The 12,589-nt window shown below is 52.8% G+C and carries 14 protein-coding genes and 3 pseudogenes; all 17 read left to right on the top strand.

Annotated elements, in window-relative coordinates:
* A partial coding sequence (locus tag ACUU1I_RS16425) for a lysis protein (RefSeq protein WP_052969433.1) occupies positions 1–376 on the top strand: 376 nt, incomplete at its 5' end.
* A 42-nt stretch (positions 377–418) separates the two neighbouring features.
* Entirely contained in the window at positions 419–769 is a 351-nt protein-coding gene (locus ACUU1I_RS16420; RefSeq protein ID WP_001139556.1) for an HNH endonuclease, read from the top strand.
* Between the two features lie 147 nt (positions 770–916).
* A complete protein-coding gene (locus tag ACUU1I_RS16415; RefSeq protein WP_024166447.1) occupies positions 917–1,399 on the top strand; it encodes a phage terminase small subunit P27 family in 483 nt (160 codons plus the stop codon).
* Positions 1,399–3,156, top strand: coding sequence for a terminase large subunit (locus tag ACUU1I_RS16410; RefSeq protein ID WP_001140887.1), 1,758 nt, complete (start codon positions 1,399–1,401; stop codon positions 3,154–3,156). The genes ACUU1I_RS16415 and ACUU1I_RS16410 overlap by 1 nt, the downstream gene beginning before the upstream one ends.
* Positions 3,157–3,167: 11 nt before the next feature.
* On the top strand, positions 3,168–3,350 hold the full coding sequence (locus tag ACUU1I_RS16405) for a hypothetical protein (RefSeq protein WP_000478600.1): 183 nt from the start codon (positions 3,168–3,170) through the stop codon (positions 3,348–3,350).
* Positions 3,350–4,591 (top strand): phage portal protein, encoded by a 1,242-nt coding sequence (locus tag ACUU1I_RS16400; protein ID WP_000466011.1) that lies wholly within the window; start codon positions 3,350–3,352, stop codon positions 4,589–4,591. The genes ACUU1I_RS16405 and ACUU1I_RS16400 overlap by 1 nt, the downstream gene beginning before the upstream one ends.
* Positions 4,569–5,195 (top strand): annotated as a pseudogene (locus ACUU1I_RS16395) (HK97 family phage prohead protease); the annotation flags it as partial. The gene ACUU1I_RS16400 and the pseudogene ACUU1I_RS16395, both read left to right, overlap by 23 nt.
* Positions 5,190–6,299: pseudogene (locus ACUU1I_RS16390) on the top strand (phage major capsid protein); the annotation flags it as partial. The pseudogenes ACUU1I_RS16395 and ACUU1I_RS16390, both read left to right, overlap by 6 nt.
* Before the next feature lie 44 nt (positions 6,300–6,343).
* A complete protein-coding gene (locus ACUU1I_RS16385; protein ID WP_000924704.1) occupies positions 6,344–6,667 on the top strand; it encodes a head-tail connector protein in 324 nt (107 codons plus the stop codon).
* Positions 6,664–7,080: a phage head closure protein gene (locus ACUU1I_RS16380; RefSeq protein WP_000702444.1), complete on the top strand. Its 417-nt coding sequence runs from the start codon at positions 6,664–6,666 to the stop codon at positions 7,078–7,080. Before ACUU1I_RS16385 ends, ACUU1I_RS16380 begins: the two co-directional genes overlap by 4 nt.
* Positions 7,046–7,570: a hypothetical protein gene (locus ACUU1I_RS16375; RefSeq protein ID WP_001076764.1), complete on the top strand. Its 525-nt coding sequence runs from the start codon at positions 7,046–7,048 to the stop codon at positions 7,568–7,570. The genes ACUU1I_RS16380 and ACUU1I_RS16375 overlap by 35 nt, the downstream gene beginning before the upstream one ends.
* A complete protein-coding gene (locus ACUU1I_RS16370) occupies positions 7,567–8,130 on the top strand; it encodes a phage tail terminator protein (protein WP_000779449.1) in 564 nt (187 codons plus the stop codon). Before ACUU1I_RS16375 ends, ACUU1I_RS16370 begins: the two co-directional genes overlap by 4 nt.
* 9 nt (positions 8,131–8,139) lie before the next feature.
* Positions 8,140–8,301 (top strand): DUF2635 domain-containing protein, encoded by a 162-nt coding sequence (locus ACUU1I_RS16365; protein ID WP_000497744.1) that lies wholly within the window; start codon positions 8,140–8,142, stop codon positions 8,299–8,301.
* Entirely contained in the window at positions 8,298–9,794 is a 1,497-nt protein-coding gene (locus ACUU1I_RS16360; RefSeq protein WP_000155742.1) for a phage tail sheath subtilisin-like domain-containing protein, read from the top strand. The genes ACUU1I_RS16365 and ACUU1I_RS16360 overlap by 4 nt, the downstream gene beginning before the upstream one ends.
* Positions 9,794–10,150 (top strand): phage tail tube protein, encoded by a 357-nt coding sequence (locus ACUU1I_RS16355; protein ID WP_001062338.1) that lies wholly within the window; start codon positions 9,794–9,796, stop codon positions 10,148–10,150. Before ACUU1I_RS16360 ends, ACUU1I_RS16355 begins: the two co-directional genes overlap by 1 nt.
* Positions 10,150–10,486, top strand: a pseudogene (locus ACUU1I_RS16350) (phage tail assembly protein). The gene ACUU1I_RS16355 and the pseudogene ACUU1I_RS16350 overlap by 1 nt, the downstream one beginning before the upstream one ends.
* A gap of 84 nt (positions 10,487–10,570) precedes the next feature.
* Complete coding sequence (locus ACUU1I_RS16345; protein WP_000785371.1) at positions 10,571–12,520, top strand: phage tail tape measure protein; 1,950 nt, start codon at positions 10,571–10,573, stop codon at positions 12,518–12,520.
* The last annotated feature ends 69 nt before the right edge of the window (positions 12,521–12,589 follow it).

The raw sequence follows: 12,589 nt of genomic DNA, 5'->3' as shown, positions 1-12,589 counted from the left end.
TATTACCTACAAAGAGCAGCGCGACAAAAACGCAAGAGAACTGAAGCTGGCGAACGCAACCATTACTGACATGCAGCAGAGACAGCGTGATGTTAATGCACTCGATGCTAAATACACGAAGGAGTTAGCTGATGCGAAAGCTGAAAATGAAACTCTGCGCGCTGATGTTGCCGCTGGTCGTCGTCGGTTGCACATCAAAGCAGTCTGTCAGTCAGTGCGTGAAGCCACCACCGCCTCCGGCGTGGATAATGCAACCAGCCCCCGACTGGCAGACACCGCTGAACGGGATTATTTCACCCTCAGAGAGCGGCTGATGACGATGCAGATGCAACTGGAAGGGGCACAGGAGTATATCCGCACTCAGTGCATTAAGTAGCCTTTTTATCGTGGTAAACATTTCGCAGGGTATGAGGTATTTATGCCATCACTAATCCCACGTGCCTGCCGTAAGCGTGGATGTGCAGGTACAACCACAGACAGTTCGGGTTACTGCGATAAGCATCGCGGTGAAGGCTGGGTGCAGCACCAGCGCGGACTGAGCCGCCACCAGCGTGGCTATGGCTCAAAATGGACGGTGATTCGTGCCCGTATTCTGAAGCGCGATAAAGGTCTGTGTCAGTTGTGTCTGCGTGTCGGTGTGGTGAGCGAGGCGAAAACCGTCGACCACATCATCCCGAAAGCGCATGGCGGAACAGACGCAGACAGCAACCTGCAGAGTCTGTGCTGGCCCTGCCATAAAGCGAAAACAGCGCGCGAACGAATCAGGTGATAATTATTCTCACTTGTAGGGAGGGGCGGGTCAAATCCCTGCAGCCCTGGCTGTCCGGGACCGCCCGCCAACCCTTCCTCGCATCGCCGCAGGTTCGAAAACTTTTTTTTGGGAATGCGATCAAGCGATTGATAGGTAAAATCGATTATGTCAGGACCCCCGAAAACCCCGCCACGCCTGCATTTGATACGAGGCAATCCCTCAAAGCGTCCCGTTAAAGACGCCAAAAAAACCGCTAAAAAGGACGAAAAAGGTCTCCCTAAAATTCCGCAGCATTTAGGGGCGCAGGGAAAGTACTGGTTCAGGCGAATGGCGGAAGAGCTGAATGCGGAAGGGATCATTTCTCAGCTTGATGCGCGTGCACTCGAGTTGCTGGTGGAAGCCTACACCGAATACCGGCATCACTGCGAAACCCTCGATGTTGAGGGTTATACCTACCGCACGGAAACGCAGAACGGTGATGTGCTGATTAAGGCACACCCGGCTGCTGCGATGAAAGCGGATGCCTGGAAGCGGATCCGGGCGATGCTTGCAGAATTTGGTATGTCACCGGCAAGCCGGGCGAAAGTAAATATCGCCGGACCGGATGATGTTGATCCGCTGGCAGAACTTTTAAAAGCGAGAGACTGATGGCAAAAGTGGCTGACGGGATCCGCTACGCCGAACGTGTTGTTGCAGGAGAAATTGTCGCTGGTGAATTTGTCCGTCTGGCCTGCCAGCGTTTTCTTGATGATCTGAAGTACGGCGAAGAGCGGGGGATTTATTTCAGTGAACCCCGTGCGCAGCACATCCTGAATTTCTACAAATTTGTGCCCCATGTAAAAGGGGCGCTGGCAGGTCAGCCCATTGAGTTGATGGACTGGCATGTGTTTATCCTCATTAATATTTTTGGTTTTGTCATTCCGCTGGTGAATGAAGAGACCGGGGAAGTTGTCATGCGCAGCGATGGCAGCGGACGCCCGGTGATGGTGCGCCGTTTCCGGACAGCGTACAACGAAGTCGCCCGTAAAAACGCAAAATCAACCCTGTCAGCAGGTATCGGTCTGTATATGACGGGGGCAGATGGTGAAGGCGGGGCTGAGGTGTATTCAGCCGCAACCACGCGTGACCAGGCCAGAATCGTGTTTGAAGACGCCAAAAATATGGTCAGAAAAGCCCGGTCGACACTCGGGCGGTTGTTTGATTTCAACAAGCTGGCGATTTATCAGGAGCAGAGCGCATCAAAATTTGAACCGCTTTCTTCAGATGCAAACAACCTGGATGGTCTGAACATCCACTGCGCCATTATTGATGAGCTGCATGCACATAAAACCCGTGACGTGTGGGACGTTCTGGAAACGGCAACCGGTGCCCGTCTGCAGTCCCTTTTATTTGGTATCACCACGGCAGGGTTTAACAAGGAAGGAATTTGTTACGAGCAGCGTGATTACGCCATCAAGGTATTGCGTGGCTATAACAGCGACGTGGAGGGCGCGGTAAAAGACGACTCCTACTTTGCGATTATTTACACCCTCGATGAGGGAGATGATCCGTTTGATGAAACGGTCTGGCAGAAAGCGAATCCCGGCCTGGGCATCTGTAAACGCTGGGATGATCTGCGTCGCCTGGCGAAAAAAGCGAAAGAACAGGTCTCTGCGCGGGTGAATTTTTTTACCAAACACATGAATGTGTGGGTAACAGCAGAGTCTGCCTGGATGGACATGATTAAGTGGGAGAAGTGCGAATACATTGCCCCACGACATGAGCTGAAAACGTATCCCATGTGGGTCGGCGTTGACCTTGCTCATAAGATTGATATCTGTGCGGCGGCAAAACTCTGGCGAACGGATAACGGGCATGTTCATGCCGATTTTAAATTCTGGCTTCCGGAAGGACGGCTGGAACGATGCTCGCGGCAGCAGGCAGAACTTTACCGGAAGTGGGCGGAGATGGATAAGCTGATTCTGACGGATGGTGATGTTATCGATCATGCTCAGATAAAAAGTGACTTACTGGAATGGATTGGCGGTGAAAACCTGAGGGAACTGGGATTTGACCCGTGGAGCGCAATGCAGTTCAGTCTGGCGCTGGCTGAAGAAGGTATACCGCTGGTGGAAGTTCCGCAGACGGTCCGCAATCTGTCAGAGGCCATGAAGGAAACGGAATCACTGGTCTATGCCGGGCGTTTCCATCACAGTAATCACCCGGTCATGAACTGGATGATGTCTAACGTTACGGTGAAACCGGACAAAAACGACAATATCTTCCCGAACAAATCCACGCCGGAAGCCAAAATCGACGGCCCTGTTGCGATGTTTACAGCAATGAGCCGGATGCTGGTCAATGGCGGTGAACCGGAGCCGGATCTGTCTGAGCATCTGGTCAGCGTTGGTATTCGCTCGCTTTAACCGAGGTCATTATGTTTCTGATAATTCTCACGCCACTGGTGGGCGTGCTGGGGGCGCTTTTGCTGTCGTATGGCACATGGCTGATTTATCCCCCGGCAGGTTTTGTTGTTGCCGGGGCGCTGTGTCTGTGCTGGTCGTGGCTGGTTGCGCGTTATCTCGATCGCGGTCACCGGGTCGCCTCCGGAGGTGAGTAATGTTTTTCCAGGGGCTTTTTCAACGCAAAAATAACACCCCCGTCACAACGCCCGGGATGCTTGCGGAAGAGCTGGGGTTGTCATACGACACCTATACCGGAAAGCGGATCAGCAGCCAGCGGGCCATGCGGCTGACGGCGGTCTATTCCTGCGTCAGGGTGCTGGCTGAGTCTGTTGGTATGCTGCCCTGCAGTCTCTACAAAATCAGCGGCACCCTTAAAACACGGGCGGTGGATGAACGGCTGCATAAGCTGATTTCAGCAAAACCCAATGGCTACATGACGCCGCAGGAATTCTGGGAGCTGGTTATCGTCTGCCTGTGTCTGCGGGGGAATTTTTACGCTTACAAGGTGAAGGCGCTGGGGGAAGTTGTGGAGCTTCTTCCGATAGATCCGGGCTGTGTGGAACCGAAGCTGAACAGCCAGTGGCAGCCGGTTTATCAGGTGACGTTTCCGGATGGTTCCGTGGATGTGTTGACCCAGGATGAAATCTGGCATGTGCGCACCCTGACGCTGGACGGACTGGTCGGGCTGAATCCCATTGCATATGCGCGCGAGGCCATTTCACTGGCAGCGGCAACCGAGGAGCACGGTGCCAGGTTGTTTGGTAATGGTGCGGTGACATCCGGTGTGTTGCGCACGGAACAAAAGCTCACGCCGGATGCTTATGAGCGCATGAAGAGGGATTTTGAGGAGCGTCATCTTGGGCTGGGTAATGCGCACCGTCCGATGATTCTGGAAATGGGGCTGGACTGGAAGCCGGTGGCACTGAATGCCGAGGACAGCCAGTTCCTGGAAACCCGCAAGTTTCAGTTGGAAGAAATCTGTCGTCTTTTCCGCGTGCCGCTGCACATGGTGCAGAACACCGATCGCGCCACTTTCAACAATATTGAAGAGCTGGGGCTCGGATTTATCAACTATTCCCTTGTGCCGTATCTGACCCGTATTGAACAACGGATCAATACAGGGCTGGTCAGGGAGAGCAAACAGGGGAAGTTTTACGCCAAATTTAACGCCGGGGCGTTACTGCGCGGGGATATGAAATCCCGTTTTGAAGCCTACGCCACCGGGATTAACTGGGGGATTTACTCTCCCAATGACTGCCGCGACCTGGAAGATATGAATCCGCGTCCCGGTGGGGATGTCTATCTCACACCGATGAACATGACCACGAAACCCTCCGATGGCAGTAAAGCCGGTAAGCAGAAGGATAACGCCAATGCAGACGAAACAACGTCTTGATGTACCGCTGAGTCTGAAATCTGTCAGTGACTCCGGTGAGTTTGAAGGGCATGGCTCCGTCTTTGGTGTAAAGGACAGCCACGATGATGTGGTGATGTCCGGGGCATTTGCTGCTTCCCTGCGGGCGTGGAGTGACAGAAAAGCGTTACCTGCGCTGCTCTGGCAGCACCGCATGGATGAACCCATCGGTGTTTACACCGAAATGAAGGAAGACGATGTCGGGCTTTACGTCAGGGGACGGTTGCTTATTGATGATGATCCCCTCGCAAAACGTGCACATGCACACATGAAGGCCGGTTCGTTAACCGGCCTTTCTATTGGGTACGTCCTGAAAGACTGGGAATACGACCGGAGCAAAGAAGCCTTTCTGCTGAAAGAAATCGACCTCTGGGAAGTCAGTCTGGTGACGTTCCCGTCTAACGACGAGGCGCGGATCAGCGACGTCAAGAACGCACTGGCCCGCGGGGAAATCCCCGAACAGAAAAAAATCGAAAGAGTCCTGCGTGATGTCGGACTCTCCCGTACCCAGGCCAAAGCATTCATGGCCGGGGGCTATGGCGCACTGTCCCTGCGCGACGCTGAGGATGTGGGCTCTGCACTGAACGGAGAAGTGGAAACCCTCAACGGAAAACTGACTGAACTGGAAAATCTCAAAAGCGATCTTGAGGCTGAGCTGGCTGAAGTTAAGCGTCCGGCAGGTGGTACGCAAAATAAAGTTGCCGGGGAACATAAAGAAGCGTTTATCGGTTTTATGCGCAAGGGGCGTGAAGATGGCCTGCGTGAGCTTGAGCGAAAGGCACTGCAGGTGGGTAATGATGAAGATGGTGGTTATGCCATTCCGGAAGAACTGGATCGCACCATTCTGACGTTGCTGAAAGATGAAGTGGTGATGCGCCAGGAGGCCACCGTAATCACTCTGAGTGGCTCGGATTATAAAAAACTGGTGAATCTGGGCGGCACGACGTCCGGATGGGTGGGGGAAACGGAAGCGCGTCCGGAAACCGCCACCTCAAAACTGGGACTGATTGAGCCCTTTATGGGGGAAATCTACGGCAACCCGCAGGCCACACAGAAAATGCTCGATGATGCTTTCTTTAATGTGGAAGACTGGATCAACAGTGAGCTGGCGCTGGAATTTGCCGAACAGGAAGAAATTGCCTTTACCAGTGGCGACGGTAGCAAAAAACCAAAAGGTTTTCTGGCTTATGAGTCCACCGATGAAGATGACAAGACCCGTGCGTTTGGCAAACTTCAGCACATTGCTTCCGGCGCGGCTTCCGGCGTGACCGCTGATGCGATCATTAAACTGATTTACACCTTGCGTAAGGCGCACCGCAGCGGCGCGAAGTTCATGATGAACAACAGCAGCCTGTTTGCCATTCGTCTGCTGAAGGATAACGACGGAAATTATTTGTGGCGTCCGGGTATTGAGCTGGGTCAGCCTTCTTCTCTGGCAGGGTATGGCATCGTTGAGAATGAGCAGATGCCGGATATTGCCGCCGATGCAAAAGCCATTGCGTTTGGGAACTTCAAACGCGGCTATACCATCGTTGATCGCATCGGTACCCGTATCCTGCGTGACCCGTACACCAACAAACCGTTCGTGGGTTTTTATACCACCAAGCGAACCGGCGGTATGCTGGTGGATTCTCAGGCGATTAAGCTGATGAAAATTGGGGCTGCAACCCGCCAGAAAGCCGCTGCGTAATGCGGTTTTTTGTGCCCGCGTAATCGCGGGCACAGGAGGAAAATATGCTCCTGAAAGAAGAGGAGATTAAATCTCATCTCCGGCTCGATGATGGTTTGTACAGTGACGGCGATTTTCTGAAACTGCTGGCACAGGCGGTACAGAAAAAAACAGAGACATACCTGAACAGGAAGTTGTATGCACCGGAAGAGACGATTCCGGAAGATGATCCTGACGGGATGCATCTGACTGATGACGTTCGTCTGGCAATGCTGATGCTGGTCAGTCATTTTTATGAAAATCGCTCAACGATCACCGATGTGGAGAAACTGGAAACGCCAATGAGTTTCAGATGGCTTGCTGGCCCTTACAGGATTGTCCCGCTATGAAAATCAGGCAAAGTCAGACCAGTGCCACTTACCTTTTACCGGATCCCGGAGAGCTGAATCGCCGGATAAAGATCCGCCTTCGTGTGGATGAACCCACCGCTGATTTTGGTACGGAGCCAACGTATCCGGAGTCGTTTGATGTCTGGGCAAAGGTGGCTCAGCCAGGCGCTGCCGCTTATCAGGGCTCAGTGCAGACAGAAAATATCGTTACGCATTATTTTACGATCCGTTTCCGGCACGACATCACGGCAGATCACGAAGTGGTTTATTACGGCCAAGAGTACCGGATCCGGCGAATACGTGACCTGAACGGTCAGCGGCGTTTTTTATTACTGGAATGTGAAGAACTGCGTACAGCGCGACGACGGGGTGAATGCCATGAATCAGACAGCATTTTTACACGTCGACTTTAAACAACCAGAGGAGCTGGAGTTTAATCGCGCCCGTCTGCGTCGGGCGTTTGTGCAAATCGGGCGCGTTTACATGCGTGATGCCAGACGTCTGGTGATTAAACGCGGACGCTCCGGTCCGGGAGAGAACCCGGGATATCAGACCGGGCGTCTGGCCCGCTCCATTGGTTATTACGTTCCCAAAAAAACGACGCGTCGCCCCGGACTGATGGTGAAAATTTCCCCTGACCAGAAAAACGGGCAGGGGAATCGCCGTTTTCCTGAAGGTGCTCCTTATTATCCGGCGTTTCTGTATTACGGCGTTCGCCATTCAGCGTATGGAATGGATAAAAAGGATAAGCGGCAGAAGAAGCACCATTCTTCGACTTTCCGGCTGGCCCCGCGTAATAACTTTATGGCTGACGTTATTGAGCGTCAGCGTCACTGGACGCAGGAACTGTTGTCCAGTGAGCTGCAGCGTTCGTTACGTCCGGTAAAAAGGAAGCATAAATGAAACTGACAACGATAATTGCGGCGCTGCGTGAGCGATGCCCGCGTTTTGAGGAGCGTGTTGGTGGCGCGGCGCAGTTTAAGGCGATCCCTGATGCCGGAAAACTTCGCCTGCCTGCTGCCTATGTGGTTCCCTCTGACGATGCGCCGGGGGAACAAAAATCACAGACCGATTACTGGCAGGATTTGACTGAAGGCTTCTCCGTGATTGTGGTGCTCAGCAATGAGCGTGATGAAAAAGGGCAGTGGGCAGCCTATGACGCCGTTCATGATGTCCGGAGAGAACTCTGGAAAGCCCTGCTTGGATGGATGCCGGACCCGCAAGGGGGCGAGATTGTTTATGTCGGTGGCACCCTGCTGGATCTGAACCGTTACGAACTGTATTACCAGTTTGATTTTACGGCGAAGTATGAAATCACGGAAGAAGACACGCGACAGGCAGAGGACGTGAATGCCCTGCCGGATTTATCCCTGCTGAGTATTGATGTGGATTACATCGATCCTGGTACTGGCCCGGATGGTGACATTGAGCACCATCTGGAAATGCGTTTCCCTCAGAATTAAGAGTCCCTCATGTTTGTGAAACCCCTGAAAGGGCGGTCGGTTCCTGACCCTGCCCGTGGAGACCTTTTGCCTTCCGAAGGGCGAAATGTGGAAGAAAGCAGCTACTGGTTCCGCCGTATAGCGGCGGGTGATGTGGTACGTGTTAAACAGGATAAGGCTAAAAAATCATGACGATAAGTTTTAATACTGTTCCGTCGAATACGCTGGTGCCGTTGTTCTACGCCGAGATGAACAATTCTGCGGCAAATACAGCGGTGACCAGCGCGCCTGCATTACTGATCGGGCATGCCAGCAACGATGCAGCCATTGAGGTTAACAGCCTGGTGCTGATGCCATCGGCAGATTATGCCCGCCAGATTTGTGGGGCGGGGAGCCAGCTGGCGCGTATGGTGGAAGTCTACCGTCAGACAGATCCTTTCGGTGAACTGTATGTTATTGCAGTACCGGAAGCCAGAGGGGCGGCGGCGACGGTCAGGGTGACGGTTGCCGGAGAAGCAGAGGAAAGCGGCACCCTGAGTCTGTATGTCGGGCGCTCCCGTGTACAGGTGCCTGTGGTGAATGGCGATGATGCCACTGCGGTTGCCACCGCGATTAAGGAAGCGGTAAACGGGGTTATCACCCTGCCGTTTACGGCGTCATCTGATGCAGGCGTGGTGACGCTGACTGCCCGTCATAAGGGGCTGTATGGTAATGAGTTACCGGTCTGTCTGAATTATTATGGTTCTGGTGGTGGTGAGATTCTGCCAGCAGGGCTTCGGGTGGTGACGGAAGTCGGTGCTGCCGGTAGCGGAGCGCCTGATCTTACCGCCGCTGTTGCTGCTATGGGCGATGAGGCATTCGACTTTATCGGTCTGCCGTTCAACGATGCCGCCTCCATCAATATGATGATGACCGAAATGAATGACAGCAGCGGTCGCTGGAGTTATGCGCGCCAGTTATACGGGCATGTCTATACCGCAAAACTGGGAACGCTGTCAGAGCTGGTTGGTGCCGGAGATATGCATAATCAGCAACATATCACGCTTGCCGGTTACGAAAAAGAAACCCAGTCGCCTGTCGATGAACTGGTTGCCAGTCGCCTTGCCCGTGAAGCGGTATTTATCCGGAATGATCCTGCCCGTCCGACACAGACGGGGGAGCTGGTGGGGATGCTTCCGGCACCGAAAGGTAAGCGATTCATCATGACAGAGCAGCAGACCCTTTTATCTCACGGCGTGGCGACGGCTTATGTGGAAGGCGGCACGTTGCAGATCCAGCGTTCCGTAACCACCTACAAAAAGAATGCGTATGGCGTGGCAGACAACAGCTATCTGGACAGTGAAACTCTGCATACCAGTGCACATGTTCTTCGCAAACTGAAATCGGTCATCACAAGCAAGTACGGACGTCACAAGCTGGCAAATGATGGTACCCGTTTTGGTCCGGGGCAGGCGATTGTCACTCCTGCCGTTATCAAAGGGGAACTTCTGGCGACATATCGTCAGATGGAGCGTGCCGGTATTGTGGAAAATTACGATCTGTTTAAACAGTATCTGATAGTTGAGCGTGATGCAGATAACCCGAACCGACTGAATACGCTGTTCCCGCCGGATTATGTTAATCAGTTACGTGTCTTTGCGGTGGTTAACCAGTTCCGTCTTCAGTATTCAGAGGAGTCAGCATAATGGCAAAGATCGCCGGAACCTGTTTTTTTAAAGTGGATGGTCAGCAGTTATCGCTGACAGGTGGCATTGAAGTGCCGATGAACACCAATGTCCGGGATGACATCGTCGGCATGGCAGGGGATGTGGATTACAAGGAGACCTGGCGGTCACCTTACGTTAAGGGCACGTTTAAAGTGCCCAAAAACTTTCCGGTCGACAAAATTACCACCTCAGACCAGATGACGATTACCGCTGAGCTGGCAAACGGCATGGTGTATGTGCTTTCGGCGGCATGGCTGCACGGAGAGGCTAATCATAATGCCGAAGAAGGCACGGCAGATCTTGAATTCCACGGCGAAGAGGGAGGGTATCAGTAATGGCAATGAACGTTACAGAAATAGTTTTAAAAAAACCGGTGACAGCGCATAACGAAATGCTGCATGTGCTGGAGTTGCGCGAGCCCACGTATGACGAAATCGAGGCGCTGGGTTTTCCTTTCATTATTTCCGGTGAAGGCAGTATTAAACTGGACAGCCAGGTGGCACTGAAATATATCCCGTTGCTGGCGGGGATCCCGCGTTCATCGGCGGCGCAGATGGCAAAACTGGATATTTTTAAGACCAGCATGCAGATCCTGCGTTTTTTTACCCAGTCGGAGACGGGAAGCACCTCCGGGAAACGACTCTACAATGTTGCCTGGTTCTGGAAACTGAATCCACTGGAGCTGCGACGGGTGGCTGTTTCGCAGTTTACAGAACTGGAAGCCGAGGCCGTCCGCATTAACGAGGAGATGAAGCATGGCTGACAGTTTTCAGCTGAAGGCGATCATCACTGCCGTGGATAAGGTATCGGCACCGCTGAAGGGAATGCAGCGCCAGCTGAAAGGTTTTAAAAAGGAGTTTGCCAGCCTGTCACTGGGCGCAGCGGGTGCCGGAACCGCAGTACTGGGGGCGCTGGCGCTCCCGGTCAAATCTGCCATTGCCCTTGAATCAAAAATGGCGGATGTCCGGAAAGTGGTGGATGGTCTGGATACGCCGGAAGCGTTTAAGGCAATGACGGAGCAGGTGCGCGACCTGTCAACAGAACTGCCCATGTCGGCGGAAGGTATCGCCGAAATTGTGGCGGCGGGTGGTCAGGCTGGTATCGCCCGTGACGAGCTGATGCAGTTTACTGACGATGCCGTGAAGATGGGCGTGGCCTTTGACGCCACGGCAGAAGAATCCGGTCAGATGATGGCGCAGTGGCGCACTGCCTTTAAACTGACACAGGGAGAGGTGGCAGGGCTTGCGGATAAGATTAACTATCTTGGCAATACCGGTCCTGCAAGTGCGAAAAAGATTTCTGATGTTGTGACCCGTATTGGCCCTTTAGGCAGTGTTGCGGGTGTGGCCTCCGGAGAGATTGCCGCAATGGGGGCAACCATTGCCGGAATGGGGGTGGAGTCAGAAATTGCTGCGACGGGGATAAAGAATTTTATGTTGTCGCTGACAGCGAGGGATTCTGCCACCAAATCGCAGAAAAAAGTGCTCCGCTCGTTGCGCATTAGCCCGAAAAAACTGGCGGCGGATATGCAGAAAGACGCCCGCGGGGCCATGCTGCACGTACTGGATTCTCTGGCAAAAGTGCCGAAAGAAAAACAGGCTGCTGTGCTGAAAGCGCTGTTCGGGAAGGAATCCCTGGGGGCCATTGCGCCGCTGCTCACGAATCTGGATTTGTTGCGAACCAACTTTAATCGTGTGGCGGATGCGCAGCAGTATGGCGGCTCAATGCAGAAAGAATATGCCGCCCGTGCCGCGACGACAGAAAATCAGTTGTTGCTGCTGCAGAACCAGATCAATGCGATTTCTTCCACGCTGGGGGAAACCTTCCTGCCTTCACTCAATGAAGGCATAAAAGAGATGAAGCCTTTTCTGGAAGAAGTGCGCACGTTTGTCAGAGAAAATCCTGAGGTCGTAAAAACCATCGCGAAAACTGGTGCGGCATTACTGACGATGGGCGTGGCGATTGGCACATTGACACGCATAACAAAAATCATGGGTAGCGTGATGAATATGACGCCGGCAAAGGGATTAATTGCGCTTCTCGTCGGTGGTGCATATCTCATAATTGATAACTGGGAAACGGTCGGTCCGGTTGTGAAAAAAGTCTGGCAGGAGGTTGATCAGGTTGTCAGAGCAATGGGGGGATGGGAACAGGCAGTAAAAACAATAGCAACGGTTTCTGCCCTGTATATTGGTGTGAAGGCGGTGGCAAGTATTCGTGCGGCAACAGTCGCCCAGAATCAATGGACAACGGCGGCAGGAAAAACAGGGCTGAAATTAAAGGGCCTCGGAAAGATCAGTCTGATTGGTGGATTGCTTGAACTGGGCATGATGGCGCAGGAGTTTGAAAAAGAACATCCCTGGCTTGTTAAAAATTTTGTGGCTGATGCACTGAACAGTGGATTTGGTCTGAATGATAAGTTCGACGAGTGGGGCAAACAGTTCCATGATTTTGTCTATGACATGACCGGATGGCAGATGCCACGTGGTGATGGGTATTTATCTCCCGATAAACGCTACACCCCGAATGTATCACTGGAAAGGAATCAGCTGTTAAGCCTTGCATCTTCACCGGCAACCCGCAGCGAACTTAAGGTGACGTTTGACAACGCGCCGCCTGGAATGCGCGTTATCGATTTGCCGAAAACAGGCGATCCCTTTATGAAAATCACCCATGATGTTGGGTATTCTCCATTTAAAAGGTGAGTTCTTTTTTTGTGGTGAAAGATGAGGCAAAATTATCGCGTAACATGCTAACAATGGAGTTTGTTTTGT

Source organism: Shigella sp. SIG3 (genome assembly GCF_053555855.1).
The sequence above is the reverse complement of the archived record's forward strand: the minus strand, read 5'-3'. Positions and strand labels throughout refer to the sequence as shown.